The sequence below is a fragment of the Brevibacillus sp. FSL K6-2834 genome, assembly GCF_038592925.1.
Lineage (GTDB): Bacteria > Bacillota > Bacilli > Brevibacillales > Brevibacillaceae > Brevibacillus > Brevibacillus borstelensis.
In genome coordinates this window covers 3,433,942-3,457,417 of record NZ_CP151945.1, presented here as the reverse complement: position 1 = coordinate 3,457,417, position 23,476 = coordinate 3,433,942, and the positions used below count along the sequence as shown (strand labels likewise).

24 protein-coding genes are annotated in these 23,476 nt (G+C 50.7%); 21 read left to right on the top strand and 3 right to left on the bottom strand.

Annotated elements, in window-relative coordinates; genetic code table 11:
- The first annotated feature begins 10 nt into the window (after positions 1-10).
- The 12 genes from NST96_RS17120 (at position 11) to NST96_RS17065 (ending at position 11,553) form a co-directional block, all read left to right on the top strand.
- Positions 11-793, top strand: a complete 783-nt coding sequence (locus NST96_RS17120; RefSeq protein WP_227277745.1) for a C39 family peptidase — start codon at positions 11-13, stop codon at positions 791-793.
- A gap of 217 nt (positions 794-1,010) precedes the next feature.
- Positions 1,011-1,295 carry a hypothetical protein gene (locus NST96_RS17115; RefSeq protein WP_003386104.1) on the top strand — a complete coding sequence of 95 codons (285 nt, stop codon included), beginning with the start codon at positions 1,011-1,013 and terminating at the stop codon, positions 1,293-1,295.
- A gap of 346 nt (positions 1,296-1,641) precedes the next feature.
- Positions 1,642-2,370: an EAL domain-containing protein gene (locus tag NST96_RS17110; protein WP_251246859.1), complete on the top strand. Its 729-nt coding sequence runs from the start codon at positions 1,642-1,644 to the stop codon at positions 2,368-2,370.
- 28 nt (positions 2,371-2,398) lie between these two features.
- Positions 2,399-2,752 (top strand): hypothetical protein, encoded by a 354-nt coding sequence (locus NST96_RS17105; protein ID WP_003386102.1) that lies wholly within the window; start codon positions 2,399-2,401, stop codon positions 2,750-2,752.
- Positions 2,749-3,567 (top strand): GGDEF domain-containing protein, encoded by an 819-nt coding sequence (locus NST96_RS17100; RefSeq protein ID WP_003386101.1) that lies wholly within the window; start codon positions 2,749-2,751, stop codon positions 3,565-3,567. Before NST96_RS17105 ends, NST96_RS17100 begins: the two co-directional genes overlap by 4 nt.
- 311 nt (positions 3,568-3,878) lie before the next feature.
- Positions 3,879-4,955 carry a hypothetical protein gene (locus NST96_RS17095; protein WP_122958700.1) on the top strand — a complete coding sequence of 359 codons (1,077 nt, stop codon included), beginning with the start codon at positions 3,879-3,881 and terminating at the stop codon, positions 4,953-4,955.
- Between the two features lie 88 nt (positions 4,956-5,043).
- A protein-coding gene (locus NST96_RS17090; RefSeq protein ID WP_155808037.1) for an IS3 family transposase occupies positions 5,044-6,392 on the top strand; the annotation gives its coding sequence in 2 pieces (ribosomal slippage) (positions 5,044-5,488 and positions 5,488-6,392; 1,350 coding nt in all).
- Positions 6,393-6,567: 175 nt separating this feature from the next.
- Positions 6,568-7,560 carry a hypothetical protein gene (locus tag NST96_RS17085; protein WP_003386097.1) on the top strand — a complete coding sequence of 331 codons (993 nt, stop codon included), beginning with the start codon at positions 6,568-6,570 and terminating at the stop codon, positions 7,558-7,560.
- Entirely contained in the window at positions 7,557-8,192 is a 636-nt protein-coding gene (locus NST96_RS17080; protein WP_003386095.1) for a DUF4129 domain-containing protein, read from the top strand. The genes NST96_RS17085 and NST96_RS17080 overlap by 4 nt, the downstream gene beginning before the upstream one ends.
- Entirely contained in the window at positions 8,176-9,303 is a 1,128-nt protein-coding gene (locus tag NST96_RS17075; protein ID WP_003386094.1) for a DUF4350 domain-containing protein, read from the top strand. The genes NST96_RS17080 and NST96_RS17075 overlap by 17 nt, the downstream gene beginning before the upstream one ends.
- An 8-nt stretch (positions 9,304-9,311) precedes the next feature.
- On the top strand, positions 9,312-10,232 hold the full coding sequence (locus tag NST96_RS17070; RefSeq protein ID WP_003386093.1) for a MoxR family ATPase: 921 nt from the start codon (positions 9,312-9,314) through the stop codon (positions 10,230-10,232).
- Complete coding sequence (locus NST96_RS17065; protein WP_024982964.1) at positions 10,183-11,553, top strand: DUF58 domain-containing protein; 1,371 nt, start codon at positions 10,183-10,185, stop codon at positions 11,551-11,553. Before NST96_RS17070 ends, NST96_RS17065 begins: the two co-directional genes overlap by 50 nt.
- On the opposite strand, the gene NST96_RS17060 is transcribed toward NST96_RS17065, so the two are convergent.
- The gene (locus tag NST96_RS17060; RefSeq protein WP_031932938.1) at positions 11,520-12,512 is read right to left on the bottom strand and encodes a stage II sporulation protein M; all 993 of its coding nucleotides are present in this window, start codon (positions 12,510-12,512) and stop codon (positions 11,520-11,522) included. The genes NST96_RS17065 and NST96_RS17060 overlap by 34 nt on opposite strands.
- 63 nt (positions 12,513-12,575) lie before the next feature.
- Between NST96_RS17060 and NST96_RS17055 the strand changes: the two genes are divergently transcribed.
- The 6 genes from NST96_RS17055 to NST96_RS17030 all read left to right on the top strand — a co-directional run bounded on the left by NST96_RS17055 (position 12,576) and on the right by NST96_RS17030 (position 19,521).
- Positions 12,576-13,400, top strand: coding sequence for an RDD family protein (locus NST96_RS17055; protein ID WP_342404258.1), 825 nt, complete (start codon positions 12,576-12,578; stop codon positions 13,398-13,400).
- A gap of 103 nt (positions 13,401-13,503) precedes the next feature.
- Entirely contained in the window at positions 13,504-14,016 is a 513-nt protein-coding gene (locus NST96_RS17050; RefSeq protein ID WP_003386089.1) for a hypothetical protein, read from the top strand.
- Complete coding sequence (locus tag NST96_RS17045; RefSeq protein ID WP_081607698.1) at positions 13,997-15,073, top strand: phosphodiester glycosidase family protein; 1,077 nt, start codon at positions 13,997-13,999, stop codon at positions 15,071-15,073. The genes NST96_RS17050 and NST96_RS17045 overlap by 20 nt, the downstream gene beginning before the upstream one ends.
- A gap of 281 nt (positions 15,074-15,354) precedes the next feature.
- On the top strand, positions 15,355-17,322 hold the full coding sequence (gene ggt / locus NST96_RS17040) for a gamma-glutamyltransferase (RefSeq protein ID WP_152562243.1): 1,968 nt from the start codon (positions 15,355-15,357) through the stop codon (positions 17,320-17,322).
- A 159-nt stretch (positions 17,323-17,481) separates the two neighbouring features.
- Positions 17,482-18,357: an NAD-dependent epimerase/dehydratase family protein gene (locus tag NST96_RS17035; protein WP_243014285.1), complete on the top strand. Its 876-nt coding sequence runs from the start codon at positions 17,482-17,484 to the stop codon at positions 18,355-18,357.
- A 123-nt stretch (positions 18,358-18,480) separates the two neighbouring features.
- Positions 18,481-19,521: a M15 family metallopeptidase gene (locus NST96_RS17030; RefSeq protein WP_024982968.1), complete on the top strand. Its 1,041-nt coding sequence runs from the start codon at positions 18,481-18,483 to the stop codon at positions 19,519-19,521.
- Between the two features lie 201 nt (positions 19,522-19,722).
- Here the strand turns inward: NST96_RS17030 and NST96_RS17025 are convergent, their stop codons facing one another.
- Together NST96_RS17025 and lepB are read right to left on the bottom strand one after the other, a co-directional pair.
- Positions 19,723-20,058, bottom strand: coding sequence for a hypothetical protein (locus NST96_RS17025; RefSeq protein ID WP_003386081.1), 336 nt, complete (start codon positions 20,056-20,058; stop codon positions 19,723-19,725).
- 79 nt (positions 20,059-20,137) lie between these two features.
- Positions 20,138-20,698, bottom strand: coding sequence for a signal peptidase I (gene lepB, locus NST96_RS17020; RefSeq protein WP_003386080.1), 561 nt, complete (start codon positions 20,696-20,698; stop codon positions 20,138-20,140).
- A gap of 411 nt (positions 20,699-21,109) precedes the next feature.
- On the opposite strand from lepB, the gene NST96_RS17015 reads away from it, so the two are divergent.
- From NST96_RS17015 to NST96_RS17005, 3 genes are all read left to right on the top strand, one after another.
- Positions 21,110-21,538, top strand: coding sequence for a MarR family transcriptional regulator (locus tag NST96_RS17015; protein ID WP_003386079.1), 429 nt, complete (start codon positions 21,110-21,112; stop codon positions 21,536-21,538).
- A gap of 92 nt (positions 21,539-21,630) precedes the next feature.
- Complete coding sequence (locus NST96_RS17010) at positions 21,631-22,176, top strand: hypothetical protein (protein WP_024982970.1); 546 nt, start codon at positions 21,631-21,633, stop codon at positions 22,174-22,176.
- A gap of 183 nt (positions 22,177-22,359) precedes the next feature.
- Positions 22,360-23,475 carry an aminopeptidase gene (locus NST96_RS17005; RefSeq protein ID WP_122958705.1) on the top strand — a complete coding sequence of 372 codons (1,116 nt, stop codon included), beginning with the start codon at positions 22,360-22,362 and terminating at the stop codon, positions 23,473-23,475.
- The last annotated feature ends 1 nt before the right edge of the window (position 23,476 follow it).

Genomic DNA, 23,476 nt, shown 5'->3' with positions numbered 1-23,476 from the left:
GATCAATTCCGTGAGACAAACGGCCATTGCCACTCTGACGGCATGGGGAGTTTTGCTGACGGGATGCGGTGCAGCAGCGCCGCAAACCGAACAATCCCAGCCTGTTCCAAGCAGCGAGCGACTAAGCAGCAAGCACCCAAGCAGCGAACAATCAGCGATTCCGGCACCGCTGGCCTTGCATACAAATACAGCCAGACCCGCTCAAGCGATGCTGGATATTCCCGTTATCGCGCAAAATCCGGAATTAAAGAACGGCTGCGAGGTGACGAGCTTGGCGATGCTGCTGCAGCATGCCGGTCATTCCGTAGATAAAATGACACTGGCCCGGCAAGTTAAAAAGGAGCCGGAACCGATCGTTCAGCAAAATGGCGATATCAAAAAATGGGGGGATCCGGCTGAAGGCTTTGTCGGGGATATGACAGGAAAGAAAAAAGGCTTTGCCGTCTACAATAAACCGCTGGAGGAACTGCTTCGGCATTATATGGGGGAGCGGACGGTCAATCTGACTGGAGAAAGCTACGAAACGCTGCTGGACAGTGTAGCCGCAGGGTATCCCGTAGTCATATGGGCGACCGGAGACTTTACGCCGCCGACTGAGTGGGAGTACTGGGACAGCGACGGCAAACAGATCGTGGTTCCTTTTGACGAGCATGCCGTACTGCTGGTCGGATACGATGAGACTTACGCCTATGTCAACGATCCGCTGACAGTAAAAAAACAGCGGAGAGTAGCTCACCAGGCGCTGAAGAACAGTTGGGAAGCATTGGGAAAACAAGCGGTCACCTATCGGTAAAAATAGGGAGGACAAGGACAAACAGCGAAAAACAGCGGCCCGCGGTGAAAAGTTGTGTGCGGTGACGAGGGAAGGGTCTTAAAAACGATAAGCGGGGAAAAACCGGATTTTTTCGCAGATTATTGTTCAAAACGCATTTTGCCAGAAGGGAATGTTTCCTTGTATCGTTAGAATGTCTTAACTGATCAAACTTGATGGGAACCAAAGGGGATTGTACATGTTAGCACAAGAAATGGGTGTCATTTTCACGAAGCACGTGGGGCACATGACCGCCAAGCGCTGGACTGACTTTATCCAGCAGTTGGAGAGCAAGGGGCTGTACGTCGTGATCGAGACAGACACAAACGGGCGAGTGATGAGCCCTCTCGGCGGCCTGATGCCAATGCCATGCAAAAGTGAGACGCTCCAAATTTTCACGTCCGACGAGCTGCAGCAGCGGGGGTTGCCCGTCGGCCATCACATCGTCACAAAGAGCAAGGCAAGCGGAAACCTGACGACATAAAACCGCAAGCCAAACAAAATCGACAAGAACGAACCTTTCTTCACCGAGAGTCGGCTGGGGAAAGGTTTTTTTGCGCTCAAAAGAAAGCGTTTACTCCATAAAAATATCCTTGCCAACAGAAAAAAATAATCAGGCAGTTCAAATTACATAAAAAAGAAAAGGAATTAGGTAAAAATTAGCGAATAATTAGGGATAATGGAGCTATTTGTCAAAAGGACTCTTTGTGAATAGTGAGTCTATTTACCTAAATAGATGATCGGGCTGGTTGTACAACCAGCTGGCGTGTCCGTTTGAAGAGGGTGCAGGGTACGATCATTTTAATCAAACATGTAAGGAAGGTAAGACGATGGAGAGCATAGCAGAATTTATTGAAAATCGACGATTCTACCACGTATTCCAGCCGATTTGTCACCTTCCGGAAAAAAAGGTTATAGGATATGAAGCGCTGATTCGCAGCGTATCCCCTATCGGCCCTGAAGCATTGTTCCAAAAGGCGACTGAACAGAATAAGTTATTTGAATTGGATACCCTGTCTATTTCACAGGCATTGACTGTTTTTTTCATGCCCCAGCAGAGGCAGGAAAAAAGAGAGTTTCTCTTTGTCAACATTTATCCGTCTACGATCGTGGAGGATCAGTTTCCGGCATTTATTGATGGCATCATGAGCAGGTTTCGTCCCAATCTGAGCAAAATTGTTCTGGAAATCAACGAATCCATCGTAGAGCGAAAAATATGGCTGAACCCGCTGTTTACGAGAAGAATCGCCATGCTTAGAAAGATCGGCTTCAAGATCGCGCTGGATGACGTCGGAGAAGGAGCGACAACCTTTCGCAAGATTGTCGAGATCTCCCCTGATTTTATTAAAATGGACAAGTTCTTTTCAGATGGCTTGGCCCATTCAGGAAAGAAACAAAAAATCGTACAGCTTTTGGTTGAGTACTGCCGGGATGAAGCTGAGCTTATTTTGGAAGGGATTGAGCGCGAGGAGGATTTTTGCTGCGCCGCGAGCCTCGGCGTAAAAACCGGTCAGGGCTACTACCTCGGGAAACCGGGACGACTGAATCAATATTCATGAAAAGTGTACATACTGGAGGAAATATGTGATGAGTGACAGAAACGTGTATTCCCGGAAAGCGACGCTTTCTCTACGAATCTCGGAATTCGAGGTTCCGCCGATGCAGGATCTCTTAATCGTAGGAAGAAAAGCCCCCATTGGGCCAGAGGCCGTCAGGCGGATGGCAGAGGCGCTTTCGCCGGAGCAATTTACTTTGGTGAAGATAGATCATCCGAGAATTGAGGCTGTCCTCATCCGAAATTCGCTGATGCAGATGCTGGATAGAGATGTGTTGATGAACATTATTCTGGAGGAAGCAGAAAACATGATCAGCGATTCGATGGTTCTTCGCTCTGAGTTGAAAATCGCTGTTTCTGTTCAGCGCGAGGTGGATCTGTCATGAAGGTCTCCGAAATCATGACTACTTCCGTTCACACCATTACGTCGGGAAGAAGTGTTTCCTATGCGGCGGAGCAAATGAATGAATGGAAGATCGGGTCGCTGATTGTAGTCGATCACGACCAGGTACAGGGAATCATCACTTCCCGGGATGTCCGATCATCCCATCCCAATCGGATCGTAGCAGATGCCATGACTCCCAATCCCGTCACGATCAGTCCCGATCACGACATTTGGGACGCCTATCGCATGCTCACGGAGAATCAGATTGAACGGATTCTCGTCATGGACAAGACAGAGATGAAGGGGCTGGTGACTCGCGAAGAAGTGATGCGAAAGCTGGCTGAGTTCATGGATTCGCATACAGGCTTGTACCGGGCTCCCTATATACAGTACATTGGAGAGGAGTTCCTCAAACAGCGTCAGCCGTTCCACCTGATTTTTGTGGACATAAACGATTTCGGTCGAATCAATAAAGAATACGGCCATCCATTTGGCGATGACGTGATTCGGACTTTATCTCAACGGCTTTCCGCGCTCGCCAAGGAGAAATACGACTATTTGTGCCGGTATGCTGGCGATGAATTTGTGCTGATATCGTTAGCGGATCAAGAGCAAGTAGAGGAATATCTCGAGGAGATCGGACGGCCAATGGTGCTTGAAGGAGTATCCATATCGGTTGCTGTCGGACATGTGGACGGATGCAAGGAGCCGGATTTTTTCAGCCATAGCTTAAAGGAGCTGCTGCGAAAGGTGAGTCTGATCTCGTCGTACAATAAACAGTTCAAGGAAGAATATGCGGCAAGTATAAACCGGTAGGGGCGGGGAGAGGAAGAGGGGATTCGATCTTTTTCAAGAAAATGGGCCTGTTTCTTTACATAGAAAACACCAATCCAAGGCAATGTTGCCTGACTTGCCAGCAACCTACGAAGGAAATTCCCGAGCCTTTTTCATATAATAGAACCATTCACGTACTATGCCTCCGGCTATTGATTCAATGGCTGGAGGATTTTTTTTGCTCGTGTGAACTCTGTATATTTACATAACTGGAAAATGGATGAAAAGTCGATTTGTTTCGCTATAATAAAAGAAAATGACCTAAGCCATATGGCCGAGGAGGATTGTAAGGTATGAAGCGCTTCAGATGGTTTCCGGGAAGCAACAAAGCCAGTTGGTCAATGTTTGTTTGGACCGCCGTGTTGGCTGTTGGACTTGGCTTCTTTTGCGTTCAACCAGCAACTGCGGAAGAAACAGCGAGTGAACTGGAGAGTCAGCTTCGTTTAACACCAGACTACAAGCAATATAATTACGAACAAGAGATTACAGCCATAGCCATGACGGAGAAAAAGGGCGATTTGGTCCAGGTCGAGATGTCCATCGACAATTACGGTGAGAAAGGAGAACGACTGGATATTCCTGTGAAAACCGAAGAGGTCGACGGCCAGTATGTCTCAAAGGGTGTCTTTTCGACGGGAAGTCGAATCACTTCTTATAAGCTCGTGTACAAAATCGTTATGGATGACGGAGAGCAAAAGTGGTTCGGACATGCGAGCAAAATGATCCAAGTTGACAATATGCCGCCCATGAATCCTTCTGTAGAGTCCATCTTTAAAATTGAGCAGAAGGAATATTATAAGGTAGGCGAGCCGATCAAGTTTACTGTCTATACACCCAATAAAGGTAAACTCGTATCCGAGCCGAAGTTTATGTTTTTCTTTAATTCTGTTGATCAATCACAGCCTGTAGAGGAATTGGAGACTGAGTTGGATCCAAAAAACAACCAGTACGTGACGACGGGGACGTTTACTCCAAAAATACCGGGAGTTTACAAGCCATTTTTCTTTGCGGGTATGGAGGACGAAGAGACAGGCGAGACAATTGAGGCAAGCGCCGTCACCGAGTTTACCGTCGAGGACCATGACAAGATACTTGTCTCTCTCAGTCCGGGCACAGCGACCATGAAAGCGGGAGACGAAATTTACCTGGTAGCTTACTACAAGATCGGCAAATGGGAGGATCATAAAATCTCCTGGAATTACAAGGCAGAGGAAATTACGCGGCAATACGACAAAAAGCGGGGAATCCAGAAGGTTGTGATCCGCTTTGTCCCCAAACGAAAAGGGACGTTTACGTTTGAAGTGAAGGTAGAACAAGAGGACGGCGAAAAGCGGGGAGCGGCGAGTGCGGTGATCCGCGTCACGGAATAGAAAAATGGAGTCGAAAAAGCACTGCACATCAAAATGAACTGCACCCCAATTGTTGGACATATTCAACAGTTGGGGGTGCAGTTTTTTTATGACTAAATTTAGTGGGGATGTTAAGTTAGCTGCGGTTCAACGATACTTAGAAGGTGTGGAGAGTTATGCTTCGATCGCAGCGTCCATTGGTGCATCTGACTATATGGTGAGAAACTGGGTGTTGCAGTACGAGCATCAGGGTGAAAAAGCCTTTGTAAAATCCTATACAAGTTACTCGGTACAGTTTAAACTAGACGTACTCAATTATATGAATACTTATGGGACGTCTCCGAATGAAACAGCCGCCATTTTTCGAATCACCTCTCCTGGATTGATTCGAAAATGGAGAATGCAATTTCAATCACAAGGAATAGACGCTCTCATTTCAAAGAAAAAGGGGCGTCCAGCCATGAAGAAGAGACACAAGAAAGGAACACCTGTTGAAGGATCAGTCGAGGCACTGCAGGAAGAATTAGAGCGTTTACGCATGGAGAATGCTTACTTAAAAAAGTTGAATGCCTTAGTTCAAAGCAAGGAAAAATTACAAAGCAAGACAAAGCGCAAGTAGTATTTGAACTAAGGACCGAATTTCCTATAAAAGCGCTACTTAAACTCGCGGGTATTCCACGAAGTACGTATTATTACTATGTAAAAACTTTCAGCCGTCCAGATAAACATGCTGAATTAAAAACATTAATTCAGGCGATTTACCATGAACATAAAGGACGCTACGGATACCGTCGTATTAAGGATGAACTCAAGAATCTAGGACATCAGGTAAACCATAAAAAAGTACAGCGATTGATGAAACAGTTAGGCTTAAAAAGCATGGTTCGGATGAAAAAATATCGCTCCTATAAAGGGGAAGTTGGAAAGGTGGCGCCGAATATTTTGGATCGCAACTTCCACGCAGACAAGCCAAATCAGAAGTGGGTAACGGATATTACGGAGTTTAAATTATTTGGCGAAAAGCTTTATTTATCGCCAATGTTAGATTTATTTAACGGAGAAATTGTCGCCTATACGATTGATTCAAAACCAAGGTATTCTCTTGTTTCAACGATGCTGGACCAAGCTTTTAAACGACTAACAGATGAAGACGAGCTGCTTATTCACTCGGATCAAGGCTGGCATTACCAAATGAGCAAGTACCAACAGGCATTAAAAGAAAAGAACATTACGCAGAGTATGTCACGAAAAGGAAACTGTTATGACAATGCTGTAATGGAGAACTTCTTTGGTATCTTAAAATCGGAATTTTTATATATGCAGGAGTTTGAAAACATTGAACATTTTAAACAAGAGTTAGCAAAATACATCGATTACTACAACAACAAACGAATCAAGGCAAAATTAAAAGGCTTGAGTCCAGTGCAATACCGAACTCAAACCTTACTTGCTGCTTAATTAAAATGACTGTCTAACTTTTTGGGGTCACTTCAAAAGGAGCAGTGCTTTCTTTTTGCAAGGGCTTCGTGTTCCGACATGATGTGTCAAATAGAGAGGAATTTTTTCAAAAAAGAGGAAAATCGTGTATAATGGTCGGGTAATCCCAAATACAGAGATGGTGGAGGTTTCACGAATGGATCGAAAGCGGCTTGAACCCATGGGAGTGGGGGGCTTATTGGACCGGAGCTTTTCGGTGTACCGCCAACATTTTACCACGTTTTTTCTGTTGGCACTAATCCTGTTTGCTCCGCTGCTGTTGCTGCAGGAGGTACTGCTCAATGACGTAGGCAGCATGCCGCTGTTGGTATCGGACGATGATTCGAGCAGTTTTGAAGAGTTTTTGCAAAACCGTTTTATCCAATCGGATGAGGCAATGACGGACGACATCGGGAAATTGCTGGTGTATTTGCTGTTGTGGCTGCCGCTGAGTATCCTGCTGGTCTATCCGCAGCTGCAGGGAGCGACGCTGCTTGTTACTCAGGCTGCTGTGTACGGGGAATCGATCTCGCTGAAGGCTTCTTTGAAGCAATCATTTGGAAGGTTCTGGCCGATGGCAGGAAGCACGGTCGTCTATATGTTGATTGCAATTGGCATTATGCTCGCGTTTGGCGTGGCTATTTTTCTATTGTCGATGCTGGGGATTGGCATTGGCAGCTTGTTTGAGTTTGACGACCCGAATCCGGTTGTCATCGTCATCTTCGCCATCTTGGCCTATCTGCTGTTTTTGGTCCTGATGATTCTGGTTCCCGGGTATTTTCTCCTGCGCTGGGCGTTTTTTCTGCCGGTTGTCCTGGTGGAACGCGACGGGATCGGGATCGGACGGAGCTGGAGGCTGACGAAGGGGAACTTCTGGCGGTTAGTCGGGCTGTACCTGGTGCTCATGGTCATTTATTCGATTTTTTCAGGGGGCATTCAGGCCCTTCTCATGGGTATATTCGGCATATCCGTTTTGGGACAGCTGTTGATGGTTCTGTTCACATGTCTGTTGACTCCGTGGATGATGATCGTTTACTCGCTTGCCTATCTCGATCTGAAAGTACGCCACGACGGAACGGATGTCGAAGCGCTGCTTCAGGAACAGACAGAACCGGCATTTACTGCCCCGGGGGCGGAAGATAGGCCATGATCGATTCGGAAATGCTTACCCAAGACAAGGAAAGGCTTGCGGACATTCTGGCCAGAGACGAATTTGGGGAAGTAAAAAAGCAGGGGAAGAGCTGGCTGGATGCCCTCTTCGAGGAAATCCTCGATACGATTGCCCGCATGCTGCAGTCGGCTGATGTCAGTCCGGGGACGGCAAGCGTGTTGTCAAAGGTTATCGTTGCCGCGGCTGTGATTGGCGTCATCGTTTTTCTTTTGATCTGGTGGCGGAGAATGGTCCGCAGGGGCCCGGCGGAGAACCAGTTGCTCGCCCGAGAAGAACGGATCCGCACGTATGCCGATTACTTGCGCGAGGCAAAAGAACGGGGACAAAAAGAAGACTGGCGCGAAGGTGTGCGCTATTCTTTTTTGGCTCTGCTCAGTTTTATGCAGGAGCGCTCTTGGGTTCGGATTGAGAGCTGGAAGACAAATTGGGAGTACCTCGATGAATTGCAGGCAAGGCAACCCGAGTGGGAAACGTTCTTCCGCACACATGCCCGTCTTTTTGAACAGGTTTGGTATGGAAGGGCCGAGCTTGCTCCGGCTGCTTTCTGGGAATCGCTGAGCGAATTGGAGAGGAGATTGCACGGGGAGGGAAAACATGACGAACGCCGCTAAATCAAGACTGGTTCTGGGAGCGGCGATCCTGCTTTTCTTAGTGGCGGGAATCATGCTGCTCAAACCGTCGAGCCAATCGTATTCTGCCTATGTCTCCTTTTCTCCCAACCCCAATGGAACGAAGGCAGTAATGGAGCTGCTGGGACAAAAACGTGAGGCAATCAAGGAATGGAGAAAACCGACGGGATTCCTTCCGGAAGGAACAAGCCAGGCCATGCTGCTTGTAGAACCATATAGCTTGCAGGAGGAAGAACAGGAAGAGCTCCTGCAATGGGTGGAAAAAGGGAATGACTTGCTCATCTTTCAAAGGGAGCCGGAAGGATGGGAGGATGCCGACCTAAGCGTCAGTCTGGTTGGAGGCTACGAGTCGGAACAACGGCGAGTAGAAAGCTCGCTGCTGAACAATCCCGGCTTCGGACAGGCAGATACGGAGTGGAGAATCGATCCTGCGGATGGAATGGAGCCGCTGCTTTCTGACCAGGAGGGGATTCTGGCGGGGCGGAGCCGGGTGGGAGAAGGGACAGTAAGCTTGTTTCTCGTCCCGGAGTGGCTCACGAACGGCAAGATAATGGAACATAACCACTTTGAATTGATCTGGCCGTACCTCCAGGGAGACTGGAGCGTTTTTTGGATAGATGAGTACCATCACGGCTATCAGCAGAGACCGGGAATCCTGGCGATCTATCCGGACTGGCTGATTGCCAGCCTGGCACAGCTCGCCATCGCTCTGCTGCTCTTTATCTGGTGGAAGGGGAAACGCTTTGGCCCCGTCTATACGCTTAGAGAATGGACAGTTCGTCGTGGAGATGAAACGCTTCTGGCGATTTCGAGCTGGTACGAACGGCGACGGCTGGCCAAGGACGCTCTGCAGATTCGGGAGGCGTACCTGCGTCAGTTGCTTGCGGACCGATGGGGATTGCACAAAGGCACGACCGATTACGAAATCGTCCGGGTAGCTGAAAGCCACTGGACAGCGCAAGAGGCCGGCAAGCTGAGCCACGCTCTCGCCCGGCTGGATGACGCAAAGAAAGACCGGCACTACACGGCGAAACGGCTGGTAGCCGACAGCCGGCTTTTAGATGATGTGACCAAGCGATTGGAAAAGGAGTGAAGCAAAACGTGCAGCAATTGCTACAGGAAATGGAGAAGCACGTATTCGGACAACGGCAAAATATCCGCCTGCTGATTACCGCCATGCTGGCTGGAGGCCATGTTCTGCTGGAGGGGGTGCCCGGCATCGGGAAAACCAAAATGGTCCGGACCCTTTCACGGCTGATTGGCGGTGAATACAGAAGGATTCAATTTACGCCTGACCTGATGCCGAGCGACATTGTCGGAAACGTCGTTTTCAATATGCAGCAAAACTCGTTCGAAACCCTTAAAGGACCGATTTTTTCCAATCTGCTGCTGGCGGACGAGATCAACCGTACCCCGCCAAAGACACAGGCAGCGCTGCTGGAAGCAATGGAAGAGCGCCAGGTGACGATACACGGGGTCACTTACGAGCTGCCGAATCCGTTTTTTGTCATGGCTACCCAAAACCCGGTTGAGTACGAGGGGACCTATGTATTGCCGGAAGCACAGTTGGACCGGTTTTTGTTCAAGCTGCAGGTAGATTATCCGTCACAGGAGCAGGAACTGGAGATATTGAAGCAGCATGTTCCGTTCTTTGCCGAAAAGAAGGAGAGCGAAACGGTCGTATGCGGAATCGAGGAGATTGTTTTGCAGCGGCAAAAGCTGGAGGACGTAGTGGTGGAGGAGCAAATTCTCGCCTACATCACGACGATCATCCGCAAGACGCGGGAGACAAAGAGACTATTGCTGGGAGCCAGTTCGCGTGCAGGCATCGCCGTACTCATGGCAAGCAAGGCATGGGCTTTGCTCGATAACCGGATGTATGTCACACCAGACGATGTCAAGGCTGTCGCCCGTCCAGCCCTCCGTCACCGGCTGATTGTGGCTCCACAAGTGGAATTGGAGGGGGGAAACAGTGACCACATCATCGACGAAACGCTCGCGGCCATTCCGGTCCCTCGTTAACAGGCTGCTGGAAAATGGCGTGCTGCCCACCAAGAGAATGATCATCCTGCTCGGGTGTGGTGCTGCAGTCGCTGCGGCAGGCTCGCTGGCCGGACTCGGTTATGCGCTTTTTTGGATGTACAACGCTTTGCTGCTGTTGGCGAGCATCGCCGACTGGTATACGATGCCCCGAGCAAAGAAGATCGCAGCGGTTCGCAGGCTGCCTGAGCAGACCGACATCGGCCAGGAACTGACGGTGTCAATCGAGCTGGAGAACCACAGCGGTCAACCGATCCTGTTCCGATTGCGAGACGATCTGCCCATCTCCTTTGACCGCCCGGAAGCGGTAGAGGGCATTCTGAAACAAAAGTATGAAACGGTATCGTACACAACGCGAGGAAACGAGCGGGGATTGTTTACGCTGTCCTATTTGTATTTGCGCTATCAGGGAAAAATCCGGCTGTGGGAAAAGCAGGCGAAAATCCCCTGTGAACAAAAGATCAAGGTGTATCCGGATCTCACCGCCGTCCGGGGCTATCTGCAGTCCCTTCAGGACAGCTTGATTGTGGACGGGAAAAAAATTCTCTTGCGTACGAGAAGCGGTACAGAATTTCATGCGATCCGCGAATATGTGCAGGATGATGATCCACGCTACATAAACTGGTCTGCCTCAGCGCGGAGCAGGCGTCTGATGACAAACCAATACCGTCCGGAACAAGGCAAAGTGCTGACGATTCTCCTGGACTGCGGGCGGATGATGGGCGTCGAGCTGGAAGGGAAGACGAAGCTGGATTTGACCATCGAATCGGCGCTCACCTTGGCTGCCGTTGCGTTGAAGCAGGGAGATCAAGTAGCGTTGCTCGCTTTTTCCCACGAAATCAAAACGTATGTGCCGCCTGGCCGCGGGCTCGCCCACCTGCATACGCTCGTCGAAGCGGTGTACGATCTGCAAAGCGATTTTGTCGAATCCAATCCTCTGCAGGCACTGGAGTACCTGCATCGGCAGCAGAAGCGGCGGAGTCTGATCGTCCTCTTCTCCGACATGGAGAATTACTTGCTGGAGGATCAATTGGGAGCATACCTGTGGAGACTGCGGCGAAGTCATTTGCTGCTGCTGCTCTCGCTGGCTGATCCGCTGCTGCATGAGTGGAGCAGGACGGAGACCAAAGACAGCCGTCTGGCGTACATCAAGGCGCTGGCGCAGCGCTTCTGGCTGGACCGCAAAGCGTTTCAACAAAAAATGATCGGCGCGGGCATCCAGGTACTGGACATTCCGGCCGATCAATTGACGCTGACTGTTGTAAACTCTTATTTGGACATCAAGTCGAGAGAAGCGCTCTGACCGCTGCTGCGGCGATGGCGGTACAATCCGTAGAGGTACCAGCCGGCCAAGGCGAGGAGCGTCAGCACGGCCACACTGTACTTCGCCTCCAAAGAGAGCGAAGACGGAGTAATGTACCCTTCGATGATCCCGGCGATGACAAACAGCGGCATCGTGCCCAGCAGCAACTGTGCGGATTCCTTCGCTGCCTGCAAAAACTGAAATTTGCGATGGTAAATGCCCGGTACAAGGAGCCGATAGCCCATGTGGAGTCCGGCTCCTCCGGCAATAAAGATGGCCGTCAGCTCGATCACGCCATGAGGCAGGATGTAAGCCCAGAAGGCATAGCTGCTGTCAGCCTGGCTGTAGACAGATGCCAACGCTCCGACCAACAGGCCGTTGAAAAGCAGCAGGTAAACGGGGAACACGCCGAGCGTAATGCCGCTGATAAAGGCCAGAAATGCCACCTTGATGTTATTCAGCATGATCGCGGTGGACATAAGCGGACTGTTGATGGCATCATGGCCTTCTCCCAGTCGGCTGGGATCGATTTGGGCAGCCATTCCCTCCGGCAGCACGTAATACAGATTCAATGGATCGACCATGACTGCTGCAAAGCCGGAAATTCCGCCAATGGCAAACAGGAGCCCGGCCAGGCCGATGAACCAGATCCGCTTGTGCACCAGCGAAAACAGATGGACCCAAAAAAAGCGGGACAGCTGCCCGAGACTGCTGGACTGCTGTTGATAAGCGATGTTGTGGGCCCGTGCTACCAGTTGGTTTAAATAGCGGGTCACCTCATCGTTTGGATGGTAGGTTCGGATATAAGCCAAATGGGCGGAAGCTTTTTTGTACAGAAGCGTCAGACGGTCTATTTCCACCGCCCCGATAGAACGGGGGCGCTTTTGAAAGTGCTCCAGCAAGCGGTCGAGCTCAGCCCAGGTTGCTTTGTGCGCCTGCCAAAATGATGTCAGATTCACGAAAAGGGCCTCCTTTCAATTTTTCATAAAGAGTGTAGTGTACAGGAAGGGTGAAGCACCGGCATGAATGAACAACACATACCAAACCAGGCGGGACGAGAAGTTGCCATCGTCACACCGGAGCACGTCCAGCTAAGGTTTCAGACAGCCGGTCTCGGTAGCAGGGCGGCTGCTCATCTGATCGATACAGGGCTGCTTCTCTTGGTTAATATTACTGTATTTATTTTGTTTGGCATAGTTGTTTTTGGAAATGGAGAGGATATTTTCCTGGAGTCGGAGAGCTATGCGATTGCCATTATAATGATCGCGCTGTTCCTGTTCAACTTTGGCTACTTCTTTGTCTGGGAATACTTTCGAGCCGGTCAGACGCCTGGCAAAAAATGGATGAAAATCCGTGTGATTCAGGAGAATGGTCAATCACTAACGTTTTTGTCAGCGGTGATCCGCAATCTGTTTCGGATTATTGACAGCCTGCCGACCGGCTACTTGCTGGGAAGCATCGTTTCGTTTTTTCATCCGCGAGACAAGCGGATCGGCGACCTGGTGGCAGGGACGATCGTTGTGGTCGAGGAAGGCGCGGCCCGTACCCGTTTTCGCGGACGATGGGGCAGACAGGTGGAGAGATGGAAGGCGGAAGCCCCGCCGGTACTGCTCGAGGAGCGGCAAAAGCGGGCCATTACACGTGAGGACTGGAACCTGCTGGCAACCTTCGTAGACAGACTTCCCTCTTTGTCTGAGGGGAAACGGATTGAACTGGCCATGCAGATTGTTCGCCGCATCTGCACGCGGATCGATTGGCCGGATGGACAGGCGGCGGAAGCGCATCCGGTCGGGTTTGTCCTGCGGCTTCATGAGCAGCTCAAGCATGAATGGATGATCGGAAGATAAAGATCAGGACGATGGTCCTGATCTTTTGCGCAAAGAGGTGTCGAAAATTGTTTTATGATATAATAAAACCTCATTCTTTGTCACACGAAAGGAGGGGGAACTGATGAGCGACAAAATTTTGTCCGCATCGTCGTCACCATCCACAACGTTACATGCTCCCGATCAAAGCAAGCAGGGAAGACGGAAGCGCAACGGTTTGTTTAAAAGCTTGTTTCAAACGCTAGCGCCCCGCTCGGAGGAGAAACGCTCAGCCGTTCCAATCGTCCTGGCTGTTGTGCTGTGGGGAGGGCTGGCTTGGGCCGGGTACGCTTTTGCCGTACATACATTGGACAAGCAGCAGCAGCTGGTCAGCCAGCAAATTCAGGCGATACAGACGCAGAACGCTCAGCAAATGAAGGCGATGGAGGAGCAGATCGCACTGGTTCAAGATGAGATGAAGCAGGTCCAAAGCGGGCTTTCCAACATCGAGGAGGAGCTGCAGCTCACTGGAGAGACGCTCGGCGGAAGCAATAAGACGAAGCAGGCCCTGCAGGATCGGATCGATCAATTGAACAAACAGCTGGTCGATTTGAAAGCTTCGCTGAAAAAACTGGAGGATGCGGCTCGTGCTTGGTAAGATCCATCGCTTCTTTGCGTTTCTGCTCGCTCCAGCTGTCGGCTTTTTGCTGGCGTTCTCCCAGGCCAATCCGGTAGACAAGCTGCCTTACGAAGGGTTGGCATTATCAGCAAAGGCCGCGAACGAGCAGGTGGCCATGCTGCAGGAGCAAATGAACGAGACGAAAGATCTGCTTCGCAATACGGAACTCCTGATCGAAGACATCCGTGACCAAGCCACCAAAGAAAAAGAAGAGTACGAGAAGCAGAACCAATCGATCCACAACCTTCTGGAGGCCAGCAAGTCGCAAACGCAAAAATCGGCGGACGTCTTGGACAAGCTCCTGGCCAACATGCTCGGCAACCCGATTGGCCAAACCTTTGGCAAAAATGCAACGGTCAAGGTCTACTCCCTGGAGGAAGCAGGCTATCGGGGGTACATGGCCAAAGTCCGCTTAAACAATCCAAATGCCCTCAAGATGGTGCTCGCGGGCGATTCGGTCAAAAGTCGCGGAGAGACGACGAGTCACGCAGCCCGACGGACTGGCGCCATACTGGCGATCAATGCAGGGGGCTTTATGAGCAAAGGCGGATATTTGACGCCGATTGGCACAACGGTCGTTGACGGCAAGATTCGCACGTTTTCCAATAATACGGATTTGAGCTTCGTCGGCTTTAACAAAAACGGGCGACTGGTGGGAGGAAAGATTTCCTCTCAGGCTGAAATTACCAAGAAGGGCATTTTGCAAGGGGCCAGCTTCCTGCCGACCCTGCTCCAAAACGGCAAGCGGATGACGATACCGAAGCAATGGGCGAATACACGTCAGCCGCGGACACTGATTGGTCACTTTGACAATGGCGACTTGCTGCTGATCGTCATCGACGGCCGGCGCAAGGGGTGGAGCAACGGCGTAACCTTGGAAGAGGCTCAGCGGAAGCTGCAGGAGTTTCACGTCGTGGATGCCTATAATCTGGACGGCGGCGGCTCCAGTGCCTTCTTCTACAACGGCAAGCTGCTGAACCGTCCATCCGGAGGCAAAGAGCGGCCGGTATCTAGCAATTTGGTCATCTTGCCGTAACAGTGATGGGAAGACAGACGAAATCCCTTTCTCGCAAGCAGGAAAAGAAGGCTTTTTCTGCAAACGAGAAAGGGTTTTTTTCGTTCTGACGTCGTTCCGGCTGTCCTCTCCGGGTGGATAAGACTTTCTCCACGTTGACTGGTCGGAATATTCAAAATTATAATGAAGCTAGGCAATACATAGACGGGAAGGAAAGGATGAGGAAGGTGAAAGCGACGACGAAGACAAAGCTTCAAGCAATCGTCTCTTCGGCAGCTTCTTTTTTGCTGCTGGCTGTCCCCATGCAAGCCAAGGTCCCGGGCATTCCCGAGGGAACGACGGGCGCGACGAAAGGAATCGTGGCGGTATCCCATCCTGCAGCCGCACAGGTGGGCAAGGATATCCTGCAGCAGGGAGGCAATGCGGTGGATGCCGCTGCCGGTATTCAATTGGCGCTAAATGTCGTCGAACCGCAAATGTCCGGCATTGGCGGCGGCGGCTTCATGATGATCTACCTGAAAAAGGAAGGAAAAATCACAGTCATAGACAGTCGGGAAATGGCGCCGAAAGCAGTTGATCCGAAGCTGTTTTTGGATAAGGACGGGAAGCCGGTACCTTTTGAAGAGCGTCATACCAACGGAAAGGCAGTGGGGGTTCCGGGTACCCTGCTTGGACTGGATACTGCTTTGAAAAAGTACGGAACAATGAAGCTGGGAGAAGTGATCGATCCAGCCATCGCGTTGGCCGAAAAAGGAGTGCCGGTGAACTGGATCACCGCCCAGCATATTGCGGACTCTGCGGAGAAGCTCCAAAAACACGGTACGGCTGGCCGGGTGTTTGTTCCGGATGGCAAGGCGCTGAAGCCGGGAGAGCTTCTGATTCAGCCGGAGCTGGCCAAAACGTTTAAGCTGATCAAGGAAAAAGGGACCGATGCACTTTACAAGGGCGAGATCGGCGAGGCTTTGGTCAAGGAGGTCCAGCGCACAGGCGGAGCCATGACGATGCAGGATCTGAAAAATTATGTGGTAAAAGAACGGGAGCCGGTGAAGGGCACTTTCCGCGGGTACGAGGTAGTCTCGATGGCTCCGCCCAGCTCTGGCGGTTTGACTCTGATCCAGATTTTGAAGCTGATGGAGGGCTTCGACAACAAGAAGGACGGCCCTCTTTCTGCCGCGTATCTCCATCGGCTGATCGAAGCGAATCATTTGGCGTATGCCGACCGGGCTGCTTATATGGCGGATGAGGACTTTTACCCGGTGCCGAAAAAGGGGTTGATCCATGATGAGTATATCAGTGAGCGGAGAAAGCTGATCAACCCGGAAAAGGCAAGCAGTGATGTGAAGGCGGGAGACCCATGGCGGTACGAGGGCAAAAAAGCGGTGAAGGCCATGTCTCAGGTCGAGGTGTCTCCGGTAAAACAGACTACGCATTTTGCGGTCATGGATAAGTGGGGCAATCTCGTTTCCTATACGACTACGATCGAGGACGTGTTTGGCAGCGGCATCATGGTCCCGGGCTACGGCTTCATGCTGAACAATGAACTGACTGACTTCGATGCTGTTCCCGGAGGGGTAAACCAGGTAGAGCCGGGGAAACGGCCTCGTTCCAGCATGACGCCGACGATTGTGCTCAAGGACGGCAAGCCGTTTATGGCGGTCGGATCGCCAGGCGGCTCGACGATCATCGCCTCCGTCTCCCAGACGATTTTGAATGTGCTGGAACACGATATGCCGATCCAGGAAGCGATCCTCTCTCCACGGATTTTCTCCAGCAGCTATCCGACGGTCAGTTGGGAGGCAGGCATTGATCAGGATGTGATCCTTCAATTGATGGGGATGGGGCATGCGTTCAAGGCACAGCCGGAAAACATCGGAAACGTGCAGGCGATCATCTACGACCTGGAAAACGGCAGGATGTACGGCGGAGCCGACAATACCCGTGAGGGAACGGTGCTGGGCGTAGACGCGGTCGCGTATACGTCTGCCGAGCCGCCCGCCCCGAAGGAATCGCCAAAAGCAGCCTTCCAGATAAAGGTAAACGGAAACCTGTATCCGTATACGGCAGATCAACTGGCTTGGTACAAAGGCGAGCCTTACGTCCAGGCCGATAAACTGCTGCTCGGCTTGCACGCAAAACCAGGTTCCTTCCAGAGCGAGCAGGCCTTCATCGACGGACGCGCTTTTCTGCCCGTCAAAAAAGTAGCAGAGGGGCTAGGATTTACGGTGACGTGGGATGCCAAGGAAAAAGTTGTCTCCTTGCAAAAGCAATAGGAGATAGAGACTGGATTCCGACAGGACCAAGCAAAATGAAAAGCCAATGGGGAGCTCCAAGACTGGGCTCCCTTTCTTCATGCAAAGAGAGCAGGGGATGCGTGCGAAATAGGAGAAGTAGTTTACCGACAACCAAAAAAAAAGAAAGAGGAGTGCGAGATGAAAAAAGTTCTGGTATTGGGTGGGACGCGATTTTTTGGAAAAAGGCTGGTAAAAGGTCTCGTTGATAGCGGTTATGACGTCACGATCGCCACCAGGGGAAGGCAAGCCGACCCGTTTGGAAACGAGATTGCCCGTATGCAGGTAGACCGGAATGATCTGGATTCCTTGAAACGCATCGGAAGCTCTGAATGGGAGCTGGTCTTTGACAGTCTCTGCTACACGGGAGCAAATGCGAGCCACATTGTGCAAGTATTGGAGGGGAAAGTAAAGAGACTCGTCGTCACTTCCTCAAGAGCTGTGTACGAACACTCTCCGCTGATCAGGAGGGAAGCTGATTTTGACCCGTATTCATATCCGATCACAGCCGGTACGAGAGAAGAGGTCTCCTATGAAGAGGGAAAACGGCAAGCGGAGGCCGCCTTGTTTCAAAAAGCCGGCTTTCCGGTGATTGCCGTCAGATTTCCCATCGTTTTGGGTGTGGAGGATTATACCAAGAGGCTGCATTTTTATGTGGACCAGATACGAGCTCAAAAAGAGATCTATGTCGGAAACCCGCATGCGAGGCAATCCTATATAGACGCGGACGAAGCGGCCCGGTTTCTGCAGTGGGCTGGCGAATCCGCTCAGGCTTGCGGGCCCTACAACGCTTGTTCTGACGACGCATGGACACTTCCCCAACTGCTCGGTGCAGTCGAAGACGCAATCGGCAAACCGGCCCGAATCTTGACCGGCGGTACGGCCGAACAGCTGTCTCCGTTTGCGATCCCGGATTCCTATGTTCTGGATACGGGCAAAGCCCGGAGGGAAGGCTATGCGTTTCGGTCGCTCTCTGATTGGCTTGTGCCTTTGATTCAGCGCTTGGCGGCAGAATAAAATGAGTCGCGGCAGCCAATTGGCCCGTTACGTTCCATTCTTTTCATACGTCTTCATACATGGTAAGGTAGTAAAGACACTGAAGACTGTATTTGTCTTGATGGAAACCAGGAGGCATAACCGATGAAAAAGCAACCAACAGTCATTCTCGCTGTCGCAGCCGCACTTTCCGGCGCGCTTCTGGGAGGATGTGAAGCTCCGGATGTCAGCACGTGGATCTCTGGATCAGGCGGACAATCGACTACGGCACCGGAAGGACAAGCGACAGGAGAAGAGACGACGATTCCAGAAGCGCCATCTATCGACTGGAATGCCATTCCTGAGACATTTGTCCTCGCTCCGGGAAGCGAGAAAGCACTGCCTCATGGAGAAGGAGTCACGTACCACATTTCTGCGCCAGATGTGGCAACGGTATCGCCGGATGGCAAGCTGGCCATTTCCGAGCACGCAGCGATCGGCTCCAAGGCAGAGGTAACCGTAGAATATCAGGGGCAAACCAAAACGGCTCAAATTACGGTGAAATCGTCGCTTGCTGAAACCATTATGATGGTAAACAGTGTTCCGACTGTAACCAATCCTACTGATCTTGCAGTTGTTGTGAACAAGCAGCGCTCGCTGCCTGTCGATTATATCCCGCCAGGATTAACGGAACCAAACGTCCCCTTCCCGTTTTCCGGCAAGGCTGAGAAAAAGCTTCTCCGCGAGCCCGCCGCTCGTGCTCTCGAATCGCTGTTTGCCGCCGCGGAGAAAGACGGAATCCAGTTGTACGGCGTGTCGGGATATCGTTCCTACCGGACGCAAAAATCGCTCTTTGACGGCTACGTAAAGACGCAGGGAGCAGAGCACGCTGCCCGTTACAGTGCCAATCCCGGCAAAAGCGAACACCAGACCGGGCTTGCCATGGACGTTTCCGGTGCCGATTCCCGGACCAGACTGGAAGAGCCGTTTGCCGATACGCCGGAAGGAAAGTGGCTCGCCGCTCACTGTGCAGAGCACGGCTTTATCATCCGCTATCCAAAGGGCAAGGAAGAGATCACGGGCTATGCGTATGAACCGTGGCATTTGCGGTATGTAGGAACGACGATGGCCAAAGAAATCATGGAAAAGGGCATCACGCTGGAGGAATACTTCCAGGATGCTGTTGCTGTGCAAAGCCAATCGTAAACAAACAGGACCAATTCGCTTCAAGGAAACCATCCGCCAGGTAGCTGCTATCTGGCGGTATTTTTTTGTCATTGCACAGAGAACTGCTCCCAAACAAAAAGACGCGGGAAGGACGGACAATCCCCCGCGTCATGCTCTTTGCATGTTTTTTGAATGGTTTCCCGGATAAATCCAGGCAGCCAGGACTCCCGGTAATAACAGCTACTGTCTTCCCGTAACTGCGGTCAAAGACGGCTGAGAGAAAGCGGTCTGCTGCTGGTACGATCTTTGAAGCAGCTCGCGTTCCATTTGATCGCAGTAAGAGATGACCTGCTGCAGCTGCCGGATAGCCGTATCATGTCCTTGCAAAGCCTGTTGAATCATCCGAACGGCCTCAAATTCACGCGCAGCAAGCTGTTGCAGAGTGGCTGCGTTTTGCTGTTCCTGTTGGAGCATTTGCCGATACGTATTGCTCGCTTGCATCGTTTGCTGAATCATTTGTTGAGCGATTTGCTTGCACTGAGCGATTTCCTGCTGAGTATGTTGCAAATTGTGCATCTTCCCAACCTCCTGATGATCGTTATGCCGTACCATCATAGGATGAGCGAAAGGAAGAGGATTCATTACTCGCTTGCAATTACTTGGGCAGACGGATGCTTCCCAGCGGCCAGTAGACAAGCTCGGCCCGTCCCACGACATGATCAAGGCTGACAGGCCCGATTGCACGGCTGTCCATGCTGTTGTTACGGTTGTCACCCATCACGAAGATATGTCCTTCCGGAACTGTGATCGGTCCAAAATCTTCCGTCAGCGTGACACCTTCAGCAGCAGCTTTTAATTTGTTGGCTGTCAGGAACGGCTCGTTGACAGGCTGGCCGTTTACGTACAATTGGTCGTTTTTCGCTTCTACCGTATCGCCGGCCAGGGCGACGACCCGCTTGATCCAATTTTCCCCCGAAGCATCCGGGTGAATGATGACGATATCACCGATTTGCGGGTTCTTCAAATAGAAGATGGCCTTGTTGACGATGACGCGTTCACGGTCGTGCAGTGTGCTTTCCATGGAGCGGCCTTGTACAACATAAGGCGCCATGACAAAGACATAGATAAAAGCGGTGAGTCCGCCAATCAAGACAAACGATTTTACCCAATCAAGCAATTCTGTTTTCCACTTGGCAGCACGTTCAATTTGTTCCATAAGCAATCTCCCATGTACAAGTTTCTCCGTCGGCATATCTTTGTATGTAGCGGGTCTTCTCACGTTTTGGGGAAAAACCGACAGATGTTCTTATTATACATGCTTTCAAAGCGAAGAAGAAGCCGGATTCATGGAAATCGGTGGGAAATGGGACTTGCCTCCTGTTCACAAATTCGTCACCATTAAACATCTTGCCATGTTTTTCATTATGAGGTAATATGACATTGCAAATTAGTTTTACAGTAAAAATATTAAATCATAAACGCATTGTCCACTCTCGTATCAACCTATTTTCAGGCGGGTACATAAATGCGCAGAAACTATCGAAATACTTGCACTATAAAACCAAACGCTATATAGTTTTATAGTAAAAGTATTTACTTTCTGAAAATGGGTGATGATGTGAGCGAAATGTCTCGCGCTGTTCAAATCGAGGAACTGGATCAAGCCTTTATCGAGATGGCCCGTTACTTTATCAGTCACTGGCTATTGGATGAAGATGAGGTTATCAGTCCAAAACAATTCATACTGCTCCGTGTCCTCTACGACAAGCAGCGCAGTACCGTCTCGGATCTCGCAACTGTGTTACGGCAATCCAACAGTGCAACGACGATTGCTTTGAATCGTCTGGTGAAAGCCGGATACGTCAACAGAATTCGCGATGAACAGGACCGGCGGGTTGTTTGGGTAACCGTATCCGATAAAGCGATCCCCTTGATCGAACGGTTGCTATGCAAGCGAAGGAACCTGATGAAGGGCTTGTTGAAGAGCTTGAGCGACGAAGAGCTTGAGCAGTTTGCAACCTATTTGCGAAAAATGAAACAAGGCCTCGAAGAATGAAGGATCGCGTTTGCCTGTTGGGCAACCGGTATCGCGTAGCATAGCGGCTAAGAGATATTTCATGGACAGCGTGAAAAGACAGGAGTGTATGAATGATGAAAAAAATGACAACTCTCATGCTCGGAACCATGGTGCTGGGCGCAACGCTGTTTACGAACGCTGCATTTGCTAAAGAAGTAGCGACTCAACCTGAAAAACCTGTATTTGGAAACGGCCAAGGCGGCTGGATTAACATGCCATTGGAAGATCAAACGATCACCATTACCAATAAAATTGACAGCAATGCTGCGGCTAAAGGCTGGGTAAATGCCCCTCTGGAAGATCAAACAATCGTAGTCAGCGACCGGGGTGCCTTCGTAGCACCAACACAAGGCTGGGTAAACATGCCGGTAGAAGACCAGTATGTCATTTTGGAGCGCGGTCAGGCGCAAAATGTTCAGCCGACAGGTTGGATTCAAATGCCGAAGGAAGACGAAACAATCGTCATCTCTCCAGTTGTTAGCCAAGAAGCTGCACGCACTGGTTGGGTAGCTGCTCCGACAGAGGACAATACCATCGTCATTTCCAGCAAAGGTGCTGACACTGGAACTCGTTCCGGCTGGGTATGGTCCGCTCCTGAATCCGATAGCGATAAATAAGGAACAGTCCAATAAATGAACGCGAAAAAGCAGTCTCTTTCCACCGGGAAGAGGCTGCTTTTTTGTTTAGGTATGTGTAATCGGTCCGAGCTGCCGGTCTTTAATAAAAAAATTTTTATTGACTTGCAAGGGTTGATTGCGAACAATAGAAGGGAGTCAGAAAATTGAAAAAGGGGTGAACGTATGAGAGATCCGCGTTTGGAGGAATTGGCGCGCAATCTTGTTTCTTATTCTGTCCGTGTTCAGCCGGGAGAAAATGTACTGATACATGCGGTAGGCCATACGCCTGAGCTGGTTCAGGCGATCATTCGGGAGGTGTATCTGGCAAAAGGAAACCCGTTTGTTCAACTGGTCGATCCGAAGATCAAACGGGAGCTCGCCAAAGAGTGTACAGAGCAACAGCTGACGCTGCTGGCGGAGCATGAGACAGCCTTGATGAAACAGATGGACTGTTATATCGGGATACGCGCAGGCGACAACATCAATGAGATGGCAGATGTGCCAGCTGATCGGATGAGTATGTACTCGCGTCTTTACGAGCTGCCTGTCATGGATGTCCGGGTGCCTGAGACAAAATGGGTGGTGTTGCGCTATCCGAATCCGTCCATGGCGCAATTGGCGAACATGAGTACCGATGCTTTCGAACAGTTTTACTTCCAGGTGTGCAACCTTGATTACAGTAAAATGAACGAAGCGATGGATAACCTTGTTGCGTTGATGAACCGGACAGTTCGCGTTCGAATCGTAGGACCAGGCACTGATTTGCGTTTTTCCATCAAGGACATCCCGGCTGTCAAATGTGCCGGATTGCGCAATATTCCCGATGGAGAAGTGTACACAGCGCCGGTACGGGATTCCGTAGAGGGAGTGATTACGCATAATGCGCCGACTCCGTACAACGGATTTACTTTCGAACAGGTCTGCCTGCATTTTGAGCAGGGTAAAATCGTGAAGGCGACAGCCAACGATACGGAGCGCTTGAACGCTATCCTGGATACAGACGAGGGTGCGCGCTATATCGGAGAGTTTGCGATCGGCGTAAATCCGCTGATCCGAAATCCGATGAAGGACATTCTGTTTGACGAAAAGATTGACGGAAGCTTCCACTTCACGCCGGGCCAGTGCTATGACGAGGCGTACAACGGAAACAAATCCTCTGTCCACTGGGACATGGTATCGATCCAACGACCGGATTGGGGCGGAGGGGAGATCTGGTTTGACGAAGTTCTGATCCGAAAGGACGGCCGGTTTGTCATTCCGGAATTAGAATGTCTCAACCCAGAAAACCTCAGCTCCTGAT